The organism is Kitasatospora sp. CM 4170, from assembly GCF_032110285.1.
Classification (GTDB): domain Bacteria; phylum Actinomycetota; class Actinomycetes; order Streptomycetales; family Streptomycetaceae; genus Kitasatospora; species Kitasatospora aburaviensis.
Genome location: NZ_CP134877.1, coordinates 515,563 through 539,702 on the forward strand (window position 1 = coordinate 515,563; position 24,140 = coordinate 539,702).

The window sequence follows — 24,140 nt, forward strand, 5'->3', positions numbered from 1 at the left end:
GCAATCACGAGGACTGGCACAGCATATCCGGTCCCGAGCCGGACGCAAGCGAATTATCGGCGGCCGCAACCGGGCAGCAGGGACCGCCGGGTGACGGGTGGCCGGAGTACGGGTCGGACCTTCGGGCCAGGCAGGTGGCCCGACGCCCTGGAACCCCGCTGAAACCGGCCGGCTCAAGATCTAGAATCTGCGGCATGGCAACACGACTCGTGCAGATCAACATGAAGGCCCAGGACGACGACGCGCTCGGCCGGTTCTGGGCTGAGGCACTCGGTTGGGGGGTCGACAGCGAGGGCCCCGGCGTGACCAACCTCGAACCGGTCGGCTTCACCTACCCCGACCCCACGGCCGTCTGCATCGACCTCATCGCCCGCCCGGAACCCAAGACGGTGAAGAACCGGGTGCACCTCGACCTGGCCACCACCTCGGCGGCCCACCAGGCGGAGCTCGTCGCCCGTCTGAAGGACCTCGGCGCGACGCTCGCCGACGTGGGGCAGGGCGACGTCCCCTGGACGGTCATGGCCGACCCGGAGGGGAACGAGTTCTGCGTCCTGGAGCCCCGGGAGATCTACCGGGACACCGGGCCGATCGCCGCGGTGGTGGTCGACTGCACCGACCCGCGGGCGATGGCCCGGTTCTGGGGCGAGGCAATGGACTGGACGGTGCACGAGGTCGCCGACGACCACGCGACCATGCGTTCCGCCCACGGCGTCGGCCCCTACCTGGAGTTCGTCCGCACCCCCGACACCAAGAGCGGGTGGAACCGCGTCCACCTGGACATCAGCCCCTACCGCGGTGACGACCCGGCAGCCGAGGAGGCCAGGCTGCGCGCTCTGGGCGCCTCCGACCCGGGCATCGACCAGTCCGCCATCTCGTGGCGGATCCTGACCGACCCGGAGGGCAACGAGTTCTGCCTGCTCAGCCCCCGTTAGCCCCGCTCCGCCCCAGGTCGATCGCTCGCTCGACCACTTGCTACGCCGTGGCTCCGGGCCGTCCGGTCGGACGGCCCGGAGCCCACACGGGCCGGGGTCCGCCCGTCGCCCTAGACCTGGCCCGGTCTGTCGCCGGTCGGCAGGGGCTCCTGCTCCTCGGCCGCGGTCTCGGCCTGCACGCCCGGACGCAGACCGACCATCGCCACCACGGCGGCCACCGCCATGATGGCCGCCATCCAGTAGAGGACCGTCTGGGTGGCCTCGGCGAAGTCGGCCCGGAAGAACGGCGGGATGTCCGCGGTGTTCCCACCGCTCTGCGCCTGGACCTGGGAGAGGTGGGCGGCCGTGGACACCGCCTGCTCGTGCGGCAGGCCCTGGGCGACCAGGGAGTCGGTCAGCCGGGACCGCAGTTCGGTCACCAGGACGGTGCCCAGCACGGCCAGTCCCAGGCTCGCGGCGTAGTTGCGGACCGTCTGGGTGATGCCGGTCGCCTCGCCGTAGGACAACCGCGAGGCGCGGTTGACCGCGTCGGTGCTGGAGGGGCTGAGCATGAAGCCCATGCCCGCGCCGGCCAGCACCACGTCCCACTGCTGGTCGCTGAAGTCCAGCGTGGTCGCGTCGCCCGCCCAGAGGTAGAACCCGACCGCGGCCAGGACGCACCCGAGCACCACCGGTCGCTTCGCGCCGCCCCGGTCGAGCATCCGCCCGCCGATCTGCGAGGCGATCACGAACCCGATGAAGAAGTAGAGCAGGAAGACCCCGGCCTCCGAGGAGGAGTCGCCCAGTGCGATCTGCGCGTACTCGCTGGAGAAGAAGAACACCGGGACGAAGACCAGCATCGAGATGCCGAGCACCAGGTTCTGCACGGAGAACGCACGGATGCGGAAGATGTCCACCTGGATCAGCGGTGAGGGGGTGCGCTTCTCCACGGCCACGAAGACGACCAGCAGCAGGACACCGGCCGCGATGCAGAGCCAGATCGCCGGATTCGACCAGCCCCAGACCTGGGACTGCTGGAACCCGAAGACGCTCAGCGCGACGCCGCCGGCGATCAGGGCCAGGCCCCGGTAGTCCATGGGCGCCGGCCGGCTCTCCGTCACCGGCTTGGAGATCGCGATCAGCACCAGCGCGACCGCCGCCACCGGCAGGTTCACCCAGAAGATGGCCCGCCAGGTCCATTCGGTCAGGTAGCCGCCGAGGACCGGTCCGATCGCGGTCAGACCGCCCGCGACGCCGAAGAACAGGGCCAGCGCCCTCCCCCGCTCCCGCAGCGCGAAGTTCTGCACCACGATCGCCAGGGCCGCCGGGAACATGATGGCGCCGCCGAAGCCCTGGACGGCGCGGAAGACGACCAGCCACGCCTCGGCCAGGCTCCCGGTGGGGGTGAAGCCGCAACAGGCCGAGGCACCCGCGAAGACCAGCACCCCGAGTGTCACCATCCTGCGGTGACCGACCGTGTCGGCGAGCCGGCCGCCGAAGGCGAAGAACGCCGCCAGGGTGAGCAGGTAGGCGTTGACCACCCACTGCACCCCCGTACTGGTGAGGTCCAGCTCCTGCTGGATGTTCGGTACGGCGATCGACACGATGGTCTGGTCGATGAAGGTCATCGCGACGGCGAAGATCATCGCCGCCAGCACCAGGTAGCGCGAGGATCCGGTGGCGGGAGCAGTGCTCACGGTTCGGTCTTCCCTCCGGGGTGCATCCGCGCCTCGGCGCGTCGGCTGCGGCGGACCACCTGTTGGGGCGGGCCCGTTCCCGGAGGAAAGGGCCCGATTCATGCCGTTCGTTCGGCGGCTCTCATGCTAGCGACCGGCCCGGCAGACCGCCTGACGGAGCAGCGGGGGCGGTCACCCGGTGGGGAGGTCGCGGCAGGTACTCCGGCCGAACTCGCGATGTCAATGAGTAGGGCCAGGCGGGGCCGGCTACGGCAACTGGTGTGACGGGGCCTGTGCGGCTGAGCTGTCGCGCCCGAGCACCGGACTCGGGCGGGACGGCTCAGGGGGCGTCGGGTCGTGGGTCAGCTGACGGTGATGGTCGGCACGGTGAAGGTCTCGCGGGGCCCGAAATCCGTGTAGGTCACGGTGATGACCGATGTGACGATGCTGCCGTCCTTGGGCACCTCCATGGACTGCGTCTGGGCCAGGATGCGCCCGGCCCGGTCGATCCAGACGTCGTAGTCCTTGGCGCTGACGCCCTGGTCGGACATCTTCTTGTAGTCCTTGGGGTCGATCACCTTGAGCTGGGCGGCCGTCAGGCGAGCGCCGAGGTGGTAGGCCGACACCCCGTTCTTCTGCTCCATCCCCTTGCGGGCGGCCGGGCCGGCCTCGGTGAGCGCCTTGGCGTAGGTGCCGGCGCCATCGTCGTCCGTGGCGTCTTCGCTGCGAGCCGACGGGCTCCGGCTCCAGGTGCTGCCCGGCTTGGACTTGTCCCGCATGAAGATGCCGTAACCGGTGTTCACCGACTCCATCCAGAACATCGGCTCGTCGCTGTTGCTGAGCATCATCTTCGTTTCGCGGCGGCTCTCGTGCCCCGGCGTGTTGAAGTTGGCCCGGCCGGTCGCGGTAATGACGGACCCCTGGCCGTCCGCCGTCGCGGTCGTCTTCATGGTCACCGTCGCGGCATACGGCGTCCGGTCAGCCTGTGCCAAGGCCACCGCGGGGTCGAACGCGCCGGAGGCGTCGACCGGAGCGCCCGTGGCGGTCACGGTCGGGGTCGGCGTCGGGGTCGGCGTGGCGGTCGGCGTCGGGGTCACGCTCGCGGTTGCGCTCGCTGCGGCCGAGGAAGAACTGGCCGTCCGCTACGAGGCCACGGTCACCATCGCCGTCATCAACGAATGGCTGTGACCGCTACAACGATCCGCGAGTCTCCGGGCCAGCCGGTGACCCGCCAATCCAGAAGGCCAGCGTCTTCCTTCCACCTCCCAGCGAAAGCCGCATCGCATTGACCAGGCGTATCTGCGACTGAGAAAGTGTTGGGTAATCGGATGATTACTGGTTCTTGAGGTCGTCGGCGAGGCGGCGGGCTGCTTCGGTCTCGATGGGGCCGCGCGGTTCGACCTCCTCGCCGGCGAGGCGGGCGGCCATGAGCCGGATCATCGCAACCTTGATCATCGCTTCGGCGTGCGCGGTCTTGCGCTCGTAGTCCCGTGCCAACCGTCTGCACCGTCCCAGCCAGGAGAATGTCCGCTCGACCACCCACCTGCGGGGCAGCACCTGGAACCCTTTCACATCCGCATTGCGCGGCACCGCGACGATCTCCAGGTTCTCGTGCTCGGCCGCCCAGCCGACCAGGCCCGCGTCGACCACATTCACGTAGCCGCCGTCGACCCAGACCAGCCCGACCTGCGGAAACAGGTTCCGGATCCCGCTGAGGACCAGCTTCGCGCCCGCCCGGTCCTGCACCGAGGCCGAGTGCACCACCGCCCGCAGCACGAGCCCGCAGGTGTCCACCAGCAGGTGCCGCTTACGGCCCCGCACCCGCTTGCCCGCGTCGTAGCCGATCGCCTGCCCGCCCTGGTGGCTGCGGGCCGACTGCGAATCCAGCACCGCCGCCGAGGGCTGCGGGTCCCGGCCGTCCGCCACCCGGACCCGCTCGCGCAGCGTGTCGTGAACCCGGTCCCAGGTGCCGTCCGCCGTCCACGCGCGAAACCAGCGGTAGGCCACGTCCCACGGGGCGAGATCATGCGGCACCAGCCTCCACGCACAGCCGCTGACCAGCACGTACAGCACAGTGTCCACGACCAGCCGACGCGGGAACTTCAACGGACGGCCGGCCCGGCGCAGATCCCGCACCGGCAGCAGCGGCTCGATCGCCGCCCACTGAGCGTCCGTCAACGACGAGTCATAGGACGGCTTGCACGCACAGACACACATGGCGGTGATCTTCGCGGACAGGGCAACGCAAAGATCACCACCAGTGGATCACGCCATGAAGTTGATCAATTACCCAACACTTTCTGAGCCACCTCCGCGCCGGCCTCCCGGAACTCCTCTTCGCCGAGCGGAGTACGGACCGGATCGACCTCTCGCGCGACGCGGTCCAAGAAGCGATCGACCGACTGCCCGAAGCGGTCGACCTCTACCGCGACCTCTGAGGGAGCGATCAAGCTGACCCGCGTCAGAACGGCGCTCCACTCGGCCCAGTCGTAGTCCCAGCCGCGACGGTCGGCGTGTGCGCGCTTGATCACCATCGTGAACTTGGCGTAGTGACTGAGGAGTTCCTGGTAGGCAACCAACTGCTGATCCCGCGACCACTGATGGTCCTGGCCTCGTCTCGTAACGATCCCGCCCACCAGCACTCCCACGGTCGCCGAGGCCGCACCCGTAACGGTCGTGATCAGCGCTTCCAGCAAAGCCACCCCAGCCCCCGTGCCCAGCAACTGCCGTTGGACCCGCGATGGGAACATAGCACTGGTGCACATTGGTGCGTCAGAGCATCCGACGGCCTCGTAGCGGACGATGACATCGGTGGCTCACCGATGCCATCAAGCTGGTCTCAGGGCGATATCCTGGGCCACCTCCGCCGCCGTCAATGGCTCGTGGGTGCACCGGCCGTGGAGCGGCGCGCTTCGGCGCGCCCGGCTGCCAACTGTTCCAGTGCGACCAGGCGGTAGCCGCGGTCGCGCAGGCCCGTGATCACCGCGGGCAGGGCGGCCGCGGTCTGGGACCGGTCGCCGCCGCCGTCGTGCATCAGCACGATGGAGCCCGGCCGGACTCGCCTCAGCACGCGTTCGGCGACGACCTCCGGCCCGGGCCGGGCCCAGTCGTTGGTCTCGACGTCCCACAGCACCGTCGTCAGCCCCGACTCCGCCACCCGCTCCAGGAGTTCGGGGCTGCGCCCGCCGTACGGGGGCCGGAGCCACGGCACCGGGCCGCCCCCGGCCGCCGCCGCAATCGCCTCAGCAGTGAAGGACAGTTGACGGTGCAGCTCGATCGGGCCGAGGTCCGGGAGGTAGGCGTGCGACCAGGTGTGATTGCCCAGTGTGTGGCCCTCGTCGGCGATTCGGCGCACCACGCCGGAGTACGCCAGGGCGTGCAGGCCGATGCAGAAGAAGGCGGCCGGGGCGTCGTGGCGGCGCAGCACCTCCAGGATCCGCGGGGTGTGTTCGGGGTGCGGACCGTCGTCGAAGGTGAGCGCCACCACGGGCGCCGTCCCCTCCCCGCCGCGCAGGAGCCGCCCCTGCGCGGCGAGCCGCCGCTCGACCGGCGCGGAGGCCTCCTCCGCGGTGCGGATCTCCTCCTCGCGCCCGCTCATCGTCCAGCCGCCGCCCCCTAGCATCACCAGCAACTCCAGCCGTGAGGCGCCCAGTTCGGCGAGGGATTCCGCTGTGACACGACCGTCCGCCAGGATCGGCGGGTCGGCGCGCAGGACGGCGACGCCGGCCGCCGTGAGGGAGCTGTCGAGGATGCCGTTACCGCTGTCGACCACCACCGCGAACCCGTCGGGCGCCAGTCGCGCCAGCTCGACCAGCCGGGCGACCGGCCGTTCCACGGCGCAGTGCCGGTACGCCTCGACCGGACCGGCCGGTCGTCCGTCGGCGTCCGCCACGGCGATCCGGTAGCCGTCGCGCGTCAGACCCACACCGGCGAATCGCACTGCGGCGCCCTCCCTCCACCGGCGCGGCCTGCGAGGCCCGCCTCCCCTGCGCGGCAGGCCCGATCCTACGGACGGCGAGCCGCCACGGCGACACCCTCGACGTACATCGCGCCACCCGGCGGACCGGGCGGACGTCGGTGCCGCCCGGGTCACCCCGGTGCGCCCGGTGCCGTCCCGGCCCTACGGTGGGCCGCCCGGTCGGAGGGCAGTACGGTCACGGCGGCGATCGCGAGAGCCGCCGCCACCACCCCGACGCCGTAGAAGGCGGTGCGGAGGCTGGTCGCCGATGCGGTGAGTCCGACCGCGGCGGGGCCGAGGACGAACCCGCCGTACCCCAGGGTGGTGACGACCGAGATGGACGACGCACGGAGCTCCGGCGCGGACCGGTCGCCGGCCAGGGAGAGGATCGTCGGCGCGCACACCGACGTCCCGAGCCCCGCGACGACGACGCCCGCCAGCATCGCCGCAGGGGAGGCGGCCAGGGCGGCCGCCGCGGTGCCCGCCGCGGCGACGCAGGCGCCGCCGGCCAGCAGGGTACGGCGCGGCAGCCGGGACGTGAGCCGGTGCCCCGCGAGGCGTCCGGCGGCGGCCGAGGCCGCGAAGAGTACCGGCCCCAGCGCGGCCGCGCCCGGACCGAGCCCGAAGCCGGAGCGCAGCATGACCGCGCTCCAGCTCTGCCACGCGTTCTCCACGAGGAAGGCCAGCGCGCACAGCACCCCGAGGAGGAGCAACCGCCGATCGACGACCGAGACCGTGCGGGGCCCCCGCGCGGAACGGGCCGGCGCCGCCCCGCGGTCGAGGGTCTGGATCCCGACGGCCACGGCGGCGATCAGGGCGGACGCACCCCCAAGCAGCGCCCCGGCCGGTACGCCGTGACCGAGCGCGAGGCCCGCGGCGACCGCCGCGGCCACCACGGCCGCGGAGAAGCACGCGTGGGCGAGGTTCATGAGGGGGCCCGACCGGCGCTCCTCCTCGGCGGCCAGGGCGTTGACCGCGACGTCCATCGCCCCGGAGGCGGCGCCCACCACCGCGAGGCACAGAACGAGGAGCGTCTCGGTGTGCGCGAACACCGGCAGTGATCCGGCCGCGGCCATGGCCAGGACGCACAGCGCGGCGGCCGGCCGCCCGTAACGGTCGACGGCGGCTCCGGCCGCGCGCATCGAGCAGAGCGCGCCCAGGCCGATCATCAGTACCGCGACGCCCAACTCGCCGTCGCTCGCGCGGGCTTGCTGCTGCACCTCCGGAATGACGGCGCCCCAGGTGCCCCAGAAGACCCCGAAGGCGGCGAACCCCGGCAACGCTCGCAGTCGGCCCACTGAACGCGCCCTTCGATCGGCCCCGTAGCCCGTGGTCTTCCCGGGCGCCGAGGCGGCGAATCGGGGCGACCTGGCAGGGTTGCGGGCCAGCGCCTCCCCGGGGGTCGGTCCGCGGCGGCGCTCGGTGTGCCGAGGCCACTGGCCCCCGACCCGCCGGTCGGGGAACTCGGCGGAACGCTACGCTCCCGTCGCCTCCTCGTACGCCTCACGGATGACGGCGGGCACACGCCCGCGGTCGTGCACGACGTAGCCGTTCGCACGGGCCCAGACGCGGATCGCCTCGTCCTTCGGGCTGCGATCGGGCACACGGCGCCCGGCGCTCTCCCCCGCCTCCCCCGCGTTGCCCGGGAACACCGTCTCCAGCTGGTCCGCCACGGCCCGGAAGAATGCGGACAACGAGAGGTGTTCGCCTTCCGAGGGCAGGTTCCCCTCCGACCAGGACCCGACGGCTCCGGTGCGCGTGTCGACGAACCTCCCGTAGAAGCCGTCGGTCTCCGAGGAGATCGGAACCCACTCGCGCCGCCAGGACGGGTGGTCGGGGTCTCCGGACGGTTCCATCTCCTCGACGGCCAGCATGTGGGCGTGGACGCGCTCGATGTCCGTGAGACCGAGAAGGAGTCCGCCGCCGGGAATCGCTCCCGCACACCCCAGCGTCACCAGGGTCGATCGTTCGGGTCGCCCACCGGCATCGATGTCGTTCGCCAGGAGCCACTGCCGCATCTCCCTCGGCAGCTCGATGCCCATGCGCGCTTCGGCCTCGCTGACGGCCGTCGCGCTCCCCGCACCGCCGAGGGCGGCGAAGACGTCCGGGTCGTGGGACTCGAACCACGCCGTGACCCGACCCCACGCCCGTCGTACGTCCTCTGCCTGGTGCACCGGCACTCCTTTCACGTGCAATCCCTTCGGACCGGGAGGCGACTGCTGATCGTCCGTCTGCAGACCATACGCGGCGCCACCGACAAGGGGGGAAGGTGACGCCCGAAGGCGGTGGCGCGGCCCTCGTCGCCCACCGTGCCGGGTTCGGCCGCCGGCCCCCACGGACTTCCGGATGGTTCTAAATGATCATCAGATAGCCTTCACCACATGAACGTTCGGCGTCCAACGCGATCGGCGGACGCCCTCCCACATCAATGTCAGTGGTGAGCCCTAAGGTGAGGGTGAACGTTCTCGTTACCGCTGTGGTTTCGACCATCTCGACATCGGGGGAGGCAACGCATGTCCGTTGACGGGTTCAAGCTGTTGACCGAGGCGCACGAGTACCTGCTGGCCGTGGTGCGCGGCGTGCCCGAGCAGGCCTGGGGCGCGAAGACGCCGTGCAGTGAGTGGACCGTTCGTCAGATCCTGCACCACGCACGGCTCGACCAGCAGGCTCTGGTCATGCAGATCACCGGGGAGCCGCCGGCGGGCGACCCGTTCGAGCCCGAGGACGCGCTGTCGTCCGACGGCCGGGACGCCGCGGCGCAGCTGGAGGCGGTGCTGAGTGCCGCGATGACCGCGTGGGAGTCGGTGCGGGAGGCCGAGAGCGTGCCGACCCCGATGGGCCCCATGCCCGCCAACGCCGGCACCGCGGTCGCCGCGCTCGACGCCGCCGTCCACGCGTGGGACATCGCGCGGGCCACCGGCCAGGACCTCCCGCTCACCGAGTCCATGGCCGAGCGCCTGGAGACCCCGGCCGGGCAGACCGTCGACTTCGTCCGCGACAACTTCGGCAAGTACGGCCCCGCCGTCGACGTCCCCGCCGAGGCCGGTCGGGCCGACCGGCTGCTCGCCTTCACCGGCCGCGACCCGCAGTGGCGCCCGGAGTCGGCGTGAGACCCCGGTAGCACGACGCCGTCGCCCGCTGGGCTGTGCTCGGGCACGCCGGCGCCGGCGTGCCCGAGCCAGCGCCCGTCTCCGGGTGGGGCCCGGGGGCTGACGGCTCGCGGGCTCGCGGGCTCGCGGGCTCGCGGGCGGAAAACAGGTGGCTCCGGGTTCCTCCGTCGTGTCGATCCGCGGCCGCGCCGTTCGACCTGGGATAGAGAGGGTCGGACAGCGCCCTCCGGACGAAGGAGAACAGCCATGGCGAAGTACATGTTGATCATGCGCGGCACCGACGAGTCACTCGCGAAGATGGTGGAGACGCCCTTCGAGGAGATGCTCGCAACGATGGGCCGCTACAACGACGAGCTGATCCGCGCGGGCGTGCTCGTCGCCGCCGAGGGTCTGGACGACGCCGCGCAGGGCGTGGTGGTCGACCTCGGCGGGGAGACCCCGGTCGTCACCGACGGCCCGTACGGTGAGACCAAGGAGCTGTTCGGCGGCTTCTACATCCTCGACGTGGCGTCCAAGGACGAGGCGGTCGAGTGGGCCAAGCGGCTGCCGCCCTTCCCCGGCACGAAGATCGAGATCCGGCGCGTGCCGGGGATCGACGAGTTCCCGCAGGACAACGAGTGGATCGTCAGGGAGCGGGCATGGCGCGAGCGGACCGGCCAGCTCTGACACCCGTGACGGCGAACGGCTCGCCTGCCCACGACCCGCAGGACCGCAGCTCGCCGGGCGACGACCCGCAGGGCCCCGGCACGCCGGGTCACCGCCCGCCGGATGCCGAATCGGCCCGGCGGGCGGTCGACGCCCTCTGGCGGATCGAGTCCGCGCGGATCGTCGGCGCCCTCACGCGCTACACCGGGGACTTCGACCTCGCCGAGGACGTCGCGCAGGAGGCCGTGGCCCAGGCCCTGGTGGCCTGGGCGCGCGACGGCCGGCCCGCCAACCCGGTGGGCTGGCTGCTGGCCACCGCCCGGCGGCGCGCCATCGACCACTTCCGCCGCCGCGGGGCCCTCGACGACCGGTACGCCGCCCTGGCGGGCCGGCTCGTCGAGGGCGAGGCGAGCTCCGGCGCGGAACCCGCTGCGGACCGGTCGGACGACCTGCCCTGGGACCCGGACCGGATCGAGGACGACGTCCTCGCGCTGATCTTCGTGTCCTGCCATCCCGTGCTCTCGCCCGAGGCGCGCGCGGCGCTGACCCTGCGCGTGGTCGCCGGCCTGTCCAGCGCGGAGATCGCCCGCGCGTTCCTCGTGCCCGTGCCGACCGTCCAGGCCCGGATCACCCGGGCGAAGCGGACGATCTCCGCGGCCGGGGTGCCGTTCGAGCTGCCGCCGCAGGCGGAGCGGCGCGAACGGCTCGGCGGCGTCCTGAGCGTCCTGTACGTGATCTTCACCGAGGGCTCGACGGCGACGGCTGGCGATCGGCTCCTGCGGCCCGATCTCGCCTACGAGGCGATCCGGCTGGCCCGGACGCTGGCCTCGCTCCTGCCCGACGAACCGGAGGTGTTCGGGCTGCTCGCGCTGTTCGAGCTAACCGCCGCACGCTTCCCCGCGCGCACCGGTCCCGACGGGGAGGCCGTCCTGCTGGAGGACCAGGACCGACGGTTGTGGGACCGCTCCGCGGTGCGGCGCGGCCTGGCGGCGATCGGCCGCGCGACGGCGGCCGGGCGCGGCCTGGGCCCCTACGGCCTGCAGGCGGCCATCGCCGCCTGCCACGCCGAGGCCCCGTCGGTCGCGGAGACCGACTGGGAGCGGATCGTGCTCCTCTACGAGGCGCTCGGCCGCGTCGCCCCCTCCCCCGTCGTCGAGCTCAACCGGGCGGTCGCCGTCGCCATGGCGGCCGGCCCCCAGGAGGCGCTCGTCATCGTCGACGAGCTGGTCGCCGCCGGCCGCCTTTCCGGCTCCCACCTGCTCCCGAGCGTGCGCGGAGAGCTCCTCGCCCGGCTCGGCCGCACCGCGGAGGCCCGGGCGGAGCTGGAGCTCGCCGCCCGCCTGTGCCTCAACACCCGCGAGCGCGCCGTCCTCCTCCGCAAGGCCGCCGCCCTCGGCCGGTGACGCCCACGCCGACGCCGTCCCGACCGAGAACGAGCCCCCGAACACCGGAGCCGGAGCCCGGCCCGGCCCGGCCCGCCGACCGGCTACCGCCGATTCGCACCCGGTCGGTGCGCATCGCACAGCCAACCGGCGGCGTACAGCCGGGCCTCCGCCCCGCAGTGCGTGCGGCCCGCCGAACAGACGCCTTCGCGGACCGAGACCAGGGGCGGTCGGGGGATCGGCACGGGGATGGTTGTCTCGGGAAGCCAGATGGCCTCGCCCCGGTCCCGCGGGGGCACGTGTTCGAAACGCCGCCTGCGTCGCTCGGCCCGGTCCACCGCACACTGCGCGTCCCGCGGCCGCCCCCGGTGGGTGGCCCTCCGGGGCGCCGGCGCCTGTCTCGTGTGGTCGTCCTCGGCGAGGGTGCCGCCGTTGTCGAGGTACGTCGCCAGGTCCGGGGCGGGTGCCCAGAACCGGTGCAGCGCACGGCCCGCCTGCACCGTGAGGGGGACGTAGGAGCCGTCCGCGATGTCCCGGACGAGCTCGTCGAACTGCCGCGGACGCGGATTCCACCGCGGGTGGCGGCGTCCGCAGCTCCCCTGTCGGCGCTGCGGACAGGGCGCGGGCATGCGCTCGCAGAGCTGCAGGTCGAGGGTCCGCACCCCGCCGCGGACCAGCAGGTCGCGGTCGTCACGTATCGCCGCTGCCGGCAGGTCGTCCGCGCGGGTCCAGCGGACGACGTCGATCAGCGGGGACTTCGGGTCGACGGTGTGCCAGACCGCGGTGATCCCGTCGGCGCTCGCCGCGGCGTCGCGGCTGCGCGCGGTCGCCGCGGTGATGTAGGAGAGCTGCGCCTCGAACCCGTACTGCCTTCCGCCGGCGCCCGTGACGAGGACGTCCGTACGCCTCCTGCCGTCGGCCCCGACGGCGTCGACCTCGGCGGTGTGGCCGGCGCTCTCGGCCGCGCGGGCGTAGCGCTCCTTGTACGCCTTGCGCTCGTCGCTTTCTCCGTGGTGGCTGTCGTGGTGGGGGTTGTGGTGCGCGGCGATGCGCGTCCCCCGGCGTTCGTAGACGTACATCCATGCCGAGACGCCTCGGACGGTCAGGCAGTCCGGACAGTAGAGCCCGCGCCGGTGAACGGGCCGGCGGTCGGCGAGGAGCCGCTGCCAGAGGCCCGGGTGGCCGGGGTGGCCGAGGTCGTCGCGGTCGAGGTCGAGGGAGGCGTTGACGAGGGTGCAGAAGACCGGGTTGCGCTTGGAGGTCTCGCCGTCGAAATCGTCCATGGCATCTCTTTCCTGCCTTCGGCCACCGAGATAGGGTCGGCGGGCGGGGACCGCAGTAGAGCATTCAATATTCACACTGCCGAAGTCCCCGTGGATTCAAACAGCCGGCGGCCGATCGTCCGAATTCCGCCGATCCCCCCGCCGCCCGGCTCCTGAAATGCCGGAGATCTCCGCCCTCTACGCAGCGTTTGCCGGCGCCCCCACACACCAGGCCGTCGAGAACCGGCCAATGCGCGGCACGGTGGGAGGGAACAACCCGCCGTCACGTCATTCGCTTCGGACGGACGGTGTGGCCCCCAGGGGAATCCCGGAAGGCGCCCGCCCTGCCGACCGGCCATCGCCGCCGACGCCGCATACGATCACCGCATCGCGCCTTCCAGCACTTCGACGGGCGGACCCCGGCCTTCACCACTCGGCGCCCGGCCGGCGATCCAGTCAGCCACCCGCGTCAACGAGAAAGGATCCGCCATGTCCTACACCGTGGATTTCGACACCGTCTCGACCGTCGGTCTGGAGTCGTCGCCCGTCGCGGCCGCGCTCGCCGGTTTGCGGGCGAACGAGGCCCGCTACTTCAGGAACAAGTACGACCACGTCTTCACGGTGGAGCCTGCGAGCGAGGCCACGACGGTCGTCGCCTGGGTGCACCGGATCCTCAGCGAGGAACGCGAGATCGTCATCTCGTCCCGGCCCCTCGAAGCCACGGCCTTCCAGGTCGACAACATCCGCATGGCCTACGTCTTCTACGAGAGCGGTCTGTCGGTCAACGTCATGTACACCGTCGACGACCCCAAGAAGCGGGCCGTCGGCTTCAAGCTCTCCGACGGGATGGAGATCCCGGAGGAGCTCGCCTCACGGTTCAAGTTCGCACGGCAGCGCTCGAAGCTCGCCGGCACCATCCGCGGGTCCTACTTCGTCCTGAAGAACGAGTACTGACCGCGTCACCCCCTGCCGGAGGCTCCGCCATTCGGCTGGCCGCCCCGCGTGGCGGGCCCGCCGATGAAGCGGCGGCGCGCCGCGCCCGGCTAGCGTCGACGAGTCCGTCCGTCACAGTTCCGGGAGAGCGATGCCGGGTATCCGCGGGATCCGCTCGCGGTGGTTCACCGCCGCTGCGGGCCTGTTCGTGCTCGCCCAGGCCCTGACGGGCTGCGGGAGCAGCGGGCAGGGCGGACCGGTCACGCTGAACTGGTACAACTTCCCGGACGACTCCGGGGCTCTCCAACAGGCCGCCGACCGCTGCGGTCAGCAGTCCGGCGGCCGGTACACCATCCACTACAACAAGCTGCCGCGCGGCGCCGACGGGCAGCGCCAGCAGCTGGTGCGCCGGATGGCCGCGCACGACGCCGAGGTGGACATCCTCGGTCTGGACGTGACCTGGCCGGCGGAGTTCGCGGAGGCCGGCTGGATCCGCGAGTGGACCGGGGCGATGAGGGAGCAGGCCACCGCGGACACCCTCGACGCGGCGGTGCGGACCGCGACCTGGCAGGGGCGCCTGTTCGCGGCGCCGTACAACTCCAACACGCAGTTGCTCTGGTACCGGGACGACCTGGTGCCGAGCCCGCCGAAGACCTGGGCGGAGATGCTCGCCCAGGCGGACGCGCTGGCCAAGCAGGGCAAGCCGCACTACGTGGAGATCCAGGGCGCCCAGTACGAGGGCCTGACGGTGTGGTTCAACACCCTGGTCACCAGTGCGGGCGGCTCCATCCTCACGCCGGACGCGCAGGCGCCCTCGCTCGGTCCGCCCGCGGTGGTGGCCGCGCAGGTGATGCACGACACCGCGACGTCGGCGGCCGCCGATCCTTCGCTGCCCAACCAGATGGAGGACCAGAACCGGCTGGCGATGGAGTCGGGAACGGCGGCCTTCGAGCTCAACTACCCGTTCGTCTACCCGTCGATGAAGGCCAACCAGCCCGAGTTGTTCCAGCACTTCCGCTGGGCACCGTACCCGTCGGTGCTGCCCGACCGGCCGGCGACCGTCACCATCGGCGGGATCGACCTGGCCGTCGGCGCGTACAGCCGGCACCCGGACCTCGCGTTCGAGGCCACCCTGTGCCTGCGGGACCGCGAGAACCAGCTCACCAACGCGCTGAAGGGCGGCCTGCCGCCGTCGTTGCGCAGCCTCTACCAGGCGGCCGAGCTCACCGAGAGCTACCCGTTCGCCGCCGACGTGCTGGCCGCGCTGGAGAACGCCAGCGTGCGCCCGCAGACCCCCGCGTACCAGAACGTGTCCATCGCGATCTCGCACACCCTCTCGCCGCCCGCCGACATCCATCCGGAGCGCACCGTGGCCGACCTCCGCGGGCAGATCCAGGACGCCCTCGGTTCCAAGGGGCTGATCCCGTGACGCCTGCCACCGCACTCGGCGACCGGGCCGGGAAGAAGACCGCGGAACTCTCCGAGGGCGCCCGCCAGGAACGCCGGCTCGGCCTGCTGCTGTGCGCTCCCGCCGCCGTCGTGATGCTGGCCGTCACCGCCTACCCGATCGCCTACGCGATCTACCTCTCGCTGCAGCGCTACGACCTGCGGTTCCCGCAGCAGGCGCACTGGGTGGGACTCGCCAACTACGGCGCGGTCCTCACCTCTCCGTTCTGGTGGCAGGCGCTCTGGGTCACCGTGCTGATCACCGTGGTCTCGGTGGCGATCGAGCTGGTGCTCGGCATGGCCCTCGCCCTGGTGATGCACCGCGCGGTGTTCGGCCGCGGCACCGTCCGCACCGCGGTCCTGATCCCGTACGGCATCGTCACCGTGGTCGCCGCCTACTCCTGGCAGTACGCCTGGACGCCCGGCGTCGGCTACCTCGCCGCGCTCCTGCCGGAGGGCAGCGCCCCGCTGACCGACCAGTGGCAGGCGATCGGCCTGATCATCCTGGCCGAGGTGTGGAAGACCACGCCGTTCATGGCCCTGCTGCTGCTCGCGGGCCTGGCCCTGGTGCCGGAGGAGACCGTCCGGGCGGCGATGGTGGACGGCGCGACGTTCTGGCAACGGCTGCGGCTGGTGGTCCTGCCGCTGATGAAGCCGGCGATCCTGGTGGCCCTGCTGTTCCGCACCCTGGACGCGTTCCGCATCTTCGACAACATCTACGTGCTGACCGGCGGTGCCAACGACACCGGATCGGTGTCCATCCTCGGCTACGACAACCTGTTCACCGCCCTGAACCTGGGCATCGGGTCGGCGATCTCGGTGCTGATCTTCCTCTGTGTGGCGGTCATCGCCTTCGTCTTCATCAAGGTCTTCGGCGCCGCCGCGCCGGGTGGCGAGCCGGAGCGCCGATGAGCAGCCGCACCCGTACCCTGACCAGCTGGGGCGTCGCCAACCTGATCGTCATCCTGTACGCACTGTTCCCGGTGTGGTGGATCGTGGCGCTCTCGTTCAAGGACCCGAGCACCCTCACCGACGGTGACTTCATCCCGCGCGAGTGGACGTGGGAGAACTACCGGGGCATCTTCCAGACCTCCGAGTTCACCCGCGCGCTGGTCAACTCGATCGGCATCTCGGTGATCGCCACCACCATCGCCGTCGTCCTCGGCACGATGGCCGCCTACGCCGTGGCGCGGTTGCGGTTCCCCGGCAAGCGGCTGCTGATCGGCGTCTCGCTGCTGATCGCCATGTTCCCACCGATCTCGCTGGTCTCACCGCTGTTCAACATCGAGCGCGCACTGGGCATCTTCGACACCTGGGTCGGTCTGATCATCCCGTACATGACCTTCTCGCTGCCGCTGGCGATCTACACGCTGTCGGCGTTCTTCCGCGAGATCCCGTGGGACCTGGAGAAGGCGGCCAAGGTGGACGGCGCCACCCCGTGGCAGGCCTTCCGCCTGGTCATCGCCCCGCTGGCCGCGCCCGGCGTGTTCACCACGGGCATCCTGGTCTTCATCTTCTGCTGGAACGACTTCCTGTTCGCCATCTCCCTGACCTCGACCACCTCGGCCAGGACGGTACCGGCGGCCATCGCCTTCTTCACCGGCAGCTCGCAGTTCCAGCAGCCGACCGGATCCATCGCCGCCGCGGCGGTGGTCATCACGATCCCCATCGTGATCTTCGTCCTGCTGTTCCAGCGCCGCATCGTCGCCGGCCTCACCGCCGGCGCAGTCAAGGGATGAGACCGCCCACAACCGGGCGGGACCAGGAAGGCGAACCGTGGCCGAGATCGTCCTCGACGGCATCACCAAGCGCTACCCCGACGGCGCGCTCGCCGTCCGCGACTTCAACCTCACCATCGCCGACGGCGAGTTCGTCATCCTCGTCGGCCCCTCCGGCTGCGGCAAGTCCACCACCCTCAACATGATCGCGGGCCTGGAGGACATCACCGAGGGCACCCTGAGCATCGGCGGACAGGTCGTCAACGACCGTGCCCCCAAGGACCGCGACATCGCCATGGTGTTCCAGAGCTACGCGCTCTACCCGCACATGAGCGTCCGCGACAACATGGGCTTCGCGCTGCGCCTCGCCAAGGTGGACAAGGCCACCATCGCGGCCAAGGTCGAGGAGGCCGCCCGCATCCTCGACCTGACCCAGCACCTCGAACGCCGGCCGGCCAACCTCTCCGGCGGCCAGCGCCAGCGGGTCGCGATGGGCCGCGCCATCGTCCGGGACCCCAAGGCGTTCCTGATGGACGAGCCGCTGTCCAACCTCGACGCCAAGCTCCGGGTCCAGATGCGCACCCAGATCGCCGCGCTCCAGCGACGCCTGGGCACCACCACGGTCTACGTCACCCACGACCAGGTCGAGGCGATGACCCTCGGCGACCGCGTCGTCGTCATGCGCTCCGGCGTCGTCCAGCAGGTCGGCTCGCCGCAGCACCTCTACGACGCACCGGTGAACCTCTTCGTCGCCGGTTTCATCGGTTCGCCCGGCATGAACTTCCTCGCCGCCACGCTGGAACAGAGCTCCCTGCGCACCTCCCTCGGCGACCTTCCGGTCGACGACCGCACGCGCCGCGCCCTGGAGCAGGCGAACACGCCGCGCGACGTCATCGTGGGCATCCGCCCGGAGGACTTCGAGGACGCCGCTCTCGTCGACGATCACGGCGACAGTCCCGTCTGTACCGTCACCGTCGACGTCCGTGAGTCCGTCGGCTCCGACGTGTACGTGCACTTCACCGAGACCGGGGGCCCGGCACACTCCGAGGAGCTCGCCGAGATCGCCGCGGACTCCGGCCGGGCGGACACCGGCATGGGCGAGCACCGCCTGGTCGCCCGCCTGAACACCGCGACCCGCGCCACCGAGGGGGCCCGGCAGGACCTGTGGATCAACACGTCCCGCATCCACGTCTTCGACCCCCGCAGCGGCACCAACCTGACCCGCCCGGGTGAGGCGGTGACCTGAGCCGGTGGCCCGAGCCGCCGACTCCCGAGCGGTACGGCGGGGTATGCCTTCGACGGGACGAGACAGGACGGGACAGGACGCGACGGGACGGGGCGCCCGGGGTCGGGTCCCACGCGTCGCCGGACCGGCGGATCCCCCGTCCGCGACCGAGAGTGCCACGAAGGGACGCCGATGACGCCGCATCGATCCGACGTGCCGGCCGACGTACCGGCCGACGCGCCGCGCGGCCGACCGACCGACCGACGCGCCGCTTCTCGGCCTCGCCGCGTTCTACGCGGGCGGTGACGAGGCCGGCCGCCTCACCTCCGGCCGCACGATCGGGGCCCTCGAACTGCTTCGCACCCGGGAGATCCTGCGCGCCCACCTCCCGCCCCCACCCGCAGCGGTCCTGGACGTCGGCGGCGGGCCGGGGGCAGGCCCGGTGGCTCACCGACGGCGGTTACCACGTGGCCGTCGTCGACGCGGTGGAACAGCACGTCCGCCAGGCCCGCGACCAGGGTCTGACCGCCACCGCCGGCGACGCGCGGCAACTCACCCAGGGGGACTGCTCGTTCGATGCGGTCCTGCTCCTCGGTCCGCTCTACCACCTGCCGGACGCCGCCGACCGGGCACGCGCCTGGCAGGAGGCCCGCCGCGTCGTCCGTCCCGGCGGTGTGGTCGCCGCGGCGGCCCTCAACCGGTACGCCAGACTGCTCGACCCCGGCGCGACCGGCGCCCGCGAACTCCTCCTCCGTGCCGAGCGCCCGTGCTCCTGCCGGTCGAGCGCAGTCCCCGGCGCGCGCTGGCGCTATCGTGGACCTGGAGCGTCCGACGGGGAGGGGCGGGGACCATGAAGCGGTTCGCACGAAGCGTCGCGGGGCAGTTCACCATCTCGGCGGTGGCCTGCGCCGTGCTGTTCGCAGCAGTCTGGGCGCTGGGGGCACTGGCCGTCGACGCGCTGATCGGGCCGCTCGACGACTCGTAGGATCCGCGCGCCCAGCCGCGCCGGGCGCCGCCGGGTGGTCAGCGCCCGGCGCCTCCTGACCAAAGGGCGAACCACCGGCGCGGCCCGCCCTCGCGGCGAGGAGTAACGGAACCGCAACTGGTTGGTGAACACCTGTCGGCAGTCTCGCCCGCTCGCCGCGTTCCTGACACCCTGTCATACGTGGTTCCCGCCAATGCGTTCGAAGAGCCTCCACTCAGAATCGCGGGCAAGCGCCCGTTCTTCCTGGCCCGGCGGCGGTTCCGGCAGATCGTCGCCATCCCCTTCGCCGTACTCGTGCTCGCCACCACGGGACTCGCCCTCACCGGTAACCTCCCGTTCCCGGGGCTACCCGTGGTCGAACTGAGGGGGCGCGTGGCCTCCAAGGCCGACCTCTTCACCGATCCGGAGGTCCAGCGGATCCTGATGAGCCACCGGATCAAGGTCACGGTGGACGTCGCCGGGTCGCGCCAGGTCGCGGAGGGCGACCTCGATCCGTACGACTTCGTCTTCCCGTCCGGGCAGGCGACGGCCGACACCATCAAGTACCGCCGGGAAGAGGCGCACGCGTACGCCAGGATCAAGCTGCCGTTCACCAGCCCGCTCGTCATCGCGACCTACCGGCCCTATGCCGAGGCCCTGGTGCGCAAGGGGGTTGCGGCACCCCAGGGCACGTCCTCCGCCGCCACCCTGTACTACGACCTCGACTTGGCCAAGTTCCTGGACCTCGCCCGCACCAGCACGACCTGGAACGACCTCGGCATCGATCCGGGCAGGATCAACAACGACAACGTCGTCGCCGCCTACACCTCCCCGTACTGCGACTCGAACTCCGCGGAGACCTACGTCAGCCAGGTCGCCTTCACCCGGCACGGCGACCGGGCGCTGGACGACGAGTCCGCCGCCGCCGTGGGCGAGGCCGTCAAACCACTGCTGGAAGCCCAGGGACGCCCGGCCAGCGACCGATTCGACTCCTTCGTCAACGGCGAGGACGCCGCGCCCACGCCGGTGGTCTACGAGCACCAGTACCTCGCCTACCAGCTCCGCCACAAGGCGGCGAAGGGCGGACCCGACACCACGCGCGTCCTGCTCTACCCGGACAGCACGTTCCTGACCGAGCCGCGCATCATCGCGTTGAAGCCCCGGGCCGACAAACTGGCCGACCTCATCGAGTCCGACCCCGAGCTGCGCGAACGGGCGACCGAGCTCGGCTTCCACGTGGGGCAGGACGCCCACGGCCAGGACCCGCTCCGGACGTTCCTGGAGGCCCAGAACCTGCCCGTACCCGCCACGGCCAACCGGACCCGCGCGCTCCTGCCCCCGCCCGAGGTCCTGGAGACCGTCCTCCAGACCGTCGCCGGCTGCAGGCGCATCCTCTCCTGACCGCCCCTGCGACAAGGAAGCGACGGCCATGTCCAAGCTCTGGTTCGACGAGTGGTGGCTCCCCCTGTCCGCCTGGGCGGCCGCCGTGGCGAGCCTGGTCTTCCTCGTCGTGTACTGCTCCCTGGAACTGCGCGCCCAACGGATCACCGGCCTGGACCTCACCCAGGGCATCTGCGTCTACCTGGACGACTGCACCATCACCGACAGCTATCAGATGGGCCGTCACTCCGCGGCCCTCGTCCAGGCGGTCGAGCACCAGACCAATGGCAGCTACACGGTCAGCGCCGCCACCCCGGACGGCACGCTCGGCTTCGAGAAGACCCGGGGGGAACAGCTGATCACCAACTACGTCCGGACCCACACCCCCATCGAGGTGATCGGAGTCCTCGTCGACGCGATCGAAAAGGGCAACGGCATCGTCCACGCCAACCTCAAGACCGGCACCCTGCGCAAGAACGCGGCGCTCGTCAAACTGCTGAGCGACCTCGGCCAGTCCGACCCGCTGCCCAAGAGCACCCTGCTGAGCCACGTCGAGGACTACGTGCTGATCAAGGGAAGGTTCCGGCTGGCCGCCCGGACCTCCGAGGACCCGAGCGGCACCACCGTCTTCATCGCCTCCTACGCCGGCGCCGGCTCCGCCGTCCCCTCCGCCCGCATCCGCCTGGCCTGCGCCAACTCGGGCCTGCGCCAGAACACTCCCGGCACCGAGTTCTCTGGCAGCTGCCTGGGAAAGATCAAGGGCTGGAACGCCGACGACGGCGCCCTGGACATCCACCCGGTCGCCGTCTTCCAGTGACCAGGGCGGATTCTCGGCCCCGAGCAGCGCCGGGCAGGTGCGTCACGGCGTGAATACGGCCTACAAGAAACCGCCGCACTGACCCGCGGCGGGAGGATTCAGCGAAAGGGACGCCCGGTTCCTGGCGGAGAACGGCTTCAACGCGGTGCGGCTGGGTTTCGCATGGAATGCCGTCGAGCCGCAGCTGACCGCGACGCGTCGGTGATCGGAACCCGAAGCCACCGGGGCTCCCGAATGCGGACCCCGCGCGCGCAAACAGAACGGCCCGGAACAGTTCGTTCCGGGCCGTTCTTCTCGTAGCGGGGACAGGATTTGAACCTGCGACCTCTGGGTTATGAGCCCAGCGAGCTACCGAGCTGCTCCACCCCGCGTCGGCATGAGCAACAGTACAGCCTGGCGAGCTCTGCAGGCAAAACCGTTCTGCCACGAAGGTGCGGGGCCCCGGCTGCGACACCGACCACGACCGCACCCTCCCACCTGCCCGGACCGCGGGCGCTCCGGCCGTGCGGCGGTCCGATCCGACGCGAGCCCGCGGTTCCGGGGAGCAGCGGACGGCAGTAGAGTCCACTGAAACTTGCTGCAAGACCTTGCACGCCGAGAGGGTCCAGCCATGCCGGGATTCGCCCCGCCCGTCGCCGATGAGCGCACGGCACTGACCGCCTACCTCGCCCACCAGCGGCGCGCGCTGCGCGTCACCGCGTACGGCCTGACCGATGAGCAGGCGCGCACGGCGGCCTCCGCCAGCGAGCTGACCATCGGCGGTCTGATCAAACACGCCGCACGATGCGAGGCCTTCTGGACCGACCTCATCCTCCAGCAGCAGCGCGGGCCACAGCGGAAGGCGGACGAGTCGGACTCCGACGAGTTCCGGCTCGGCCCCGACGAGACCTTGGCGGCGGTCCTGGCAGCGCACGCGGAGGCCGCCGAGCGGACCGACGCGGTGATCGCGGGCATCCCCGACCTCGGGCAGGCCGTACCGGTGCCGCAGGGTCTGCCCTGGTTTCCGGCCGAGGTGAAGGAATGGTCGGTCCGCTGGGTCCTGCTGCACCTGATCGAGGAGATCGCACGGCACGGGGGCCACGCCGACGTCATCCGGGAGAGCATCGACGGCGCGACCCTCTACCCGCTGCTCGCCACGGCCGAGGCGTGGCCCGACCCGTGGTTCCAGCCGTGGGAACCCGCATCCCCGAGCGGCGGCTGACAGCACGTCGGACCGACCGGGCCCCTGCCGCCCCGGACGGACCTCCGCGCGCTTCCGGCCCCTCGCCGGCAACCCGAGCCGCAACCACCCACCGGAGTGGAGTGGTGACACGGCGTCGCGCGTAGTCGCTCGACTTCGGAGCGTGCCCGATGGGGTGTCACGGCGGCCGCCGGCTCCGCATTCCGGCTCTTCGCCCCATCTGGACGCCGACCGAGGGTTGTGGTAGAGCCCGGGCGGCGAGACGATGATGGAAAGACTTCCCAAAGGCCCGACAGCCAGCTCAGCGACCTCAACCGCCCGCGTTCGTGCGGTGGTTCGCAGATGGGAGGGTCCCCTCATGGCTGGTGGCAAGAAGGCGGCGGCCTACCCGGCGCCGCAGTACTGTTCCGTAAAACCGTCCGCAACGCCCGCTCCCCGGTTAGGCCTGGCGCCGGCTCGCGCCAGCGCGCTACGCACCGTTCAGAAGAAGTGGCTGAACGGAACCGTCCTGCACTACTGCTTCCTCGACACCGGCGGCCCCGATCGCCCGCCCGGCCAGCCGGACGCCGTTCGCAACGCCTTCACGGAGTGGAAGGATCTCGGCATCGGCCTGGACTTCCGGGAGGTGGACGACCGCTCGGAGGCCGAGGTCCGGATCAGTTTCAAGGGGGACAAGTCGGAGTCGGCCGTGGGCCGGGACGTGCTGCAGGTCCCGCGCCGCGAGCCCACCACCAGCTACGGCTGGGACCTGACCGACGCCTCCGGCCACGCCACCGCCCTGCACGAGCTCGGGCACGTCCTGGGCTTCGAGCACGAGCACCAGAACCCGAACGCCGGCATCGACTGGAACGACGAGGTGGTCTACGCGGCCCTCGCCCAGCCCCCCAACAGGTGGGACCGCGCCACGACCTTCTTCAACATCATCCGCAAGCTGGACCCGGCCGAGGTCGAGGGCTCGATGTTCGACAAGGACTCGGTCATGGAGTACCCGATCGCGCCCGGATGGATCCGGCGGCCGAAGCAACTCCGTCTGCAGGGCATTCCCGAGCCGCTGTCCCTGTCGGCGACCGACAAGGAGGAGGTTCTGGCCTGGTACCCGGCGCTCGTGGCGCAGCCCCACCTCCTCAAGCCCCACGAATCCGTCCCGCTGCCGACGCGGGTCGGTGGCCAGGTCGATTTCGCGATCGCACCGGCCGAGACCCGCAAGTACGTCATCGGCACCTTCGGGGACACCGACGTGGTGATGGCCCTGTTCGAGCGGGTCAACGGCGAGCTGCGGTACGTCACCGCCGAGGACGACAGCGGCGAGGACCGCAATGCCCAGCTGGGCGTCAAGCTCTTCAAGGGGCGCAACTACCTCCTGCGGGCGCGCATCTACTCCGCCTGGGGAGCCGGCGAGGCCGCGCTGATGCACTGGTGACGTCCGTGACGTCCGTCCCACCCTCGGCCTTCCCGACCCGACCCGGGAAGGGCCGGGTCGGGAAGGGCCAGGTCGGGCAGTGGAGGAAGGGGAAGGAAATCGGGGCCGCCTTG

General features: G+C 71.4%; 24 protein-coding genes, 1 tRNA gene and 1 pseudogene. 16 read left to right on the top strand and 10 right to left on the bottom strand.

Annotated elements, in window-relative coordinates:
• Window positions 1-194: 194 nt before the first annotated feature.
• Window positions 195-932: a VOC family protein gene (locus RMN57_RS02270; RefSeq protein WP_313761640.1), complete on the top strand. Its 738-nt coding sequence runs from the start codon at window positions 195-197 to the stop codon at window positions 930-932.
• A gap of 110 nt (window positions 933-1,042) precedes the next feature.
• Here the strand turns inward: RMN57_RS02270 and RMN57_RS02275 are convergent, their stop codons facing one another.
• A complete protein-coding gene (locus tag RMN57_RS02275; protein WP_380237295.1) occupies window positions 1,043-2,557 on the bottom strand; it encodes an MFS transporter in 1,515 nt (504 codons plus the stop codon).
• A 392-nt stretch (window positions 2,558-2,949) separates the two neighbouring features.
• Window positions 2,950-3,390, bottom strand: a complete 441-nt coding sequence (locus RMN57_RS02280) for a hypothetical protein (protein WP_313761642.1) — start codon at window positions 3,388-3,390, stop codon at window positions 2,950-2,952.
• On the opposite strand from RMN57_RS02280, the gene RMN57_RS02285 reads away from it, so the two are divergent.
• On the top strand, window positions 3,383-3,775 hold the full coding sequence (locus tag RMN57_RS02285) for a hypothetical protein (protein ID WP_313761643.1): 393 nt from the start codon (window positions 3,383-3,385) through the stop codon (window positions 3,773-3,775). The two genes, RMN57_RS02280 and RMN57_RS02285, sit on opposite strands and share 8 nt — an antisense overlap.
• Before the next feature lie 144 nt (window positions 3,776-3,919).
• On the opposite strand, the gene RMN57_RS02290 is transcribed toward RMN57_RS02285, so the two are convergent.
• The 6 genes and pseudogenes from RMN57_RS02290 to RMN57_RS36980 form a co-directional block, all read right to left on the bottom strand.
• Window positions 3,920-4,804: an IS5 family transposase gene (locus tag RMN57_RS02290; protein WP_313761644.1), complete on the bottom strand. Its 885-nt coding sequence runs from the start codon at window positions 4,802-4,804 to the stop codon at window positions 3,920-3,922.
• Between the two features lie 65 nt (window positions 4,805-4,869).
• Complete coding sequence (locus tag RMN57_RS02295) at window positions 4,870-5,289, bottom strand: hypothetical protein (RefSeq protein ID WP_313761645.1); 420 nt, start codon at window positions 5,287-5,289, stop codon at window positions 4,870-4,872.
• Window positions 5,290-5,459: 170 nt separating this feature from the next.
• Window positions 5,460-6,512, bottom strand: coding sequence for a polysaccharide deacetylase family protein (locus RMN57_RS02300; protein ID WP_313761646.1), 1,053 nt, complete (start codon window positions 6,510-6,512; stop codon window positions 5,460-5,462).
• 164 nt (window positions 6,513-6,676) lie between these two features.
• Entirely contained in the window at window positions 6,677-7,843 is a 1,167-nt protein-coding gene (locus RMN57_RS02305; protein ID WP_313761647.1) for an MFS transporter, read from the bottom strand.
• Between the two features lie 177 nt (window positions 7,844-8,020).
• Window positions 8,021-8,218: a histone-like nucleoid-structuring protein Lsr2 gene (locus tag RMN57_RS36975; RefSeq protein ID WP_345328630.1), complete on the bottom strand. Its 198-nt coding sequence runs from the start codon at window positions 8,216-8,218 to the stop codon at window positions 8,021-8,023.
• A gap of 66 nt (window positions 8,219-8,284) precedes the next feature.
• Window positions 8,285-8,881, bottom strand: a pseudogene (locus RMN57_RS36980) (SMI1/KNR4 family protein); the annotation flags it as partial.
• 177 nt (window positions 8,882-9,058) lie between these two features.
• On the opposite strand from RMN57_RS36980, the gene RMN57_RS02315 reads away from it, so the two are divergent.
• From RMN57_RS02315 to RMN57_RS02325, 3 genes are all read left to right on the top strand, one after another.
• The gene (locus RMN57_RS02315; RefSeq protein ID WP_313761648.1) at window positions 9,059-9,655 is read left to right on the top strand and encodes a TIGR03086 family metal-binding protein; all 597 of its coding nucleotides are present in this window, start codon (window positions 9,059-9,061) and stop codon (window positions 9,653-9,655) included.
• 246 nt (window positions 9,656-9,901) lie between these two features.
• Entirely contained in the window at window positions 9,902-10,321 is a 420-nt protein-coding gene (locus RMN57_RS02320) for a YciI family protein (protein ID WP_313761649.1), read from the top strand.
• Window positions 10,294-11,703: a sigma-70 family RNA polymerase sigma factor gene (locus RMN57_RS02325; protein WP_313761650.1), complete on the top strand. Its 1,410-nt coding sequence runs from the start codon at window positions 10,294-10,296 to the stop codon at window positions 11,701-11,703. The genes RMN57_RS02320 and RMN57_RS02325 overlap by 28 nt, the downstream gene beginning before the upstream one ends.
• Window positions 11,704-11,786: 83 nt before the next feature.
• Here the strand turns inward: RMN57_RS02325 and RMN57_RS02330 are convergent, their stop codons facing one another.
• Window positions 11,787-12,965, bottom strand: coding sequence for a hypothetical protein (locus RMN57_RS02330; RefSeq protein ID WP_313761651.1), 1,179 nt, complete (start codon window positions 12,963-12,965; stop codon window positions 11,787-11,789).
• Between the two features lie 468 nt (window positions 12,966-13,433).
• Between RMN57_RS02330 and RMN57_RS02335 the strand changes: the two genes are divergently transcribed.
• From RMN57_RS02335 to RMN57_RS02375, 9 genes are all read left to right on the top strand, one after another.
• Window positions 13,434-13,898 carry a phage tail protein gene (locus RMN57_RS02335; RefSeq protein ID WP_313761652.1) on the top strand — a complete coding sequence of 155 codons (465 nt, stop codon included), beginning with the start codon at window positions 13,434-13,436 and terminating at the stop codon, window positions 13,896-13,898.
• Window positions 13,899-14,028: 130 nt separating this feature from the next.
• Window positions 14,029-15,306 carry an ABC transporter substrate-binding protein gene (locus tag RMN57_RS02340; RefSeq protein WP_313761653.1) on the top strand — a complete coding sequence of 426 codons (1,278 nt, stop codon included), beginning with the start codon at window positions 14,029-14,031 and terminating at the stop codon, window positions 15,304-15,306.
• A complete protein-coding gene (locus RMN57_RS02345; RefSeq protein WP_313761654.1) occupies window positions 15,303-16,235 on the top strand; it encodes a sugar ABC transporter permease in 933 nt (310 codons plus the stop codon). Before RMN57_RS02340 ends, RMN57_RS02345 begins: the two co-directional genes overlap by 4 nt.
• Entirely contained in the window at window positions 16,232-17,062 is an 831-nt protein-coding gene (locus RMN57_RS02350; protein WP_313761655.1) for a carbohydrate ABC transporter permease, read from the top strand. The genes RMN57_RS02345 and RMN57_RS02350 overlap by 4 nt, the downstream gene beginning before the upstream one ends.
• Before the next feature lie 37 nt (window positions 17,063-17,099).
• The gene (locus tag RMN57_RS02355; protein ID WP_313761656.1) at window positions 17,100-18,287 is read left to right on the top strand and encodes a sn-glycerol-3-phosphate ABC transporter ATP-binding protein UgpC; all 1,188 of its coding nucleotides are present in this window, start codon (window positions 17,100-17,102) and stop codon (window positions 18,285-18,287) included.
• A 446-nt stretch (window positions 18,288-18,733) separates the two neighbouring features.
• A complete protein-coding gene (locus RMN57_RS02360; RefSeq protein WP_313761657.1) occupies window positions 18,734-19,120 on the top strand; it encodes a class I SAM-dependent methyltransferase in 387 nt (128 codons plus the stop codon).
• Complete coding sequence (locus tag RMN57_RS02365) at window positions 19,117-19,251, top strand: hypothetical protein (protein WP_313761658.1); 135 nt, start codon at window positions 19,117-19,119, stop codon at window positions 19,249-19,251. Before RMN57_RS02360 ends, RMN57_RS02365 begins: the two co-directional genes overlap by 4 nt.
• A gap of 180 nt (window positions 19,252-19,431) precedes the next feature.
• Window positions 19,432-20,631 carry a hypothetical protein gene (locus RMN57_RS02370; protein ID WP_313761659.1) on the top strand — a complete coding sequence of 400 codons (1,200 nt, stop codon included), beginning with the start codon at window positions 19,432-19,434 and terminating at the stop codon, window positions 20,629-20,631.
• 28 nt (window positions 20,632-20,659) lie between these two features.
• Window positions 20,660-21,427 (top strand): hypothetical protein, encoded by a 768-nt coding sequence (locus tag RMN57_RS02375; RefSeq protein ID WP_313761660.1) that lies wholly within the window; start codon window positions 20,660-20,662, stop codon window positions 21,425-21,427.
• A 297-nt stretch (window positions 21,428-21,724) separates the two neighbouring features.
• On the opposite strand, the gene RMN57_RS02380 is transcribed toward RMN57_RS02375, so the two are convergent.
• Window positions 21,725-21,798, bottom strand: a tRNA-Met gene (locus tag RMN57_RS02380).
• Between the two features lie 239 nt (window positions 21,799-22,037).
• On the opposite strand from RMN57_RS02380, the gene RMN57_RS02385 reads away from it, so the two are divergent.
• Both RMN57_RS02385 and RMN57_RS02390 read left to right on the top strand, forming a co-directional pair.
• Window positions 22,038-22,628 carry a DinB family protein gene (locus RMN57_RS02385; RefSeq protein WP_313761661.1) on the top strand — a complete coding sequence of 197 codons (591 nt, stop codon included), beginning with the start codon at window positions 22,038-22,040 and terminating at the stop codon, window positions 22,626-22,628.
• Between the two features lie 337 nt (window positions 22,629-22,965).
• On the top strand, window positions 22,966-24,027 hold the full coding sequence (locus tag RMN57_RS02390; protein ID WP_313761662.1) for a M12 family metallopeptidase: 1,062 nt from the start codon (window positions 22,966-22,968) through the stop codon (window positions 24,025-24,027).
• The last annotated feature ends 113 nt before the right edge of the window (window positions 24,028-24,140 follow it).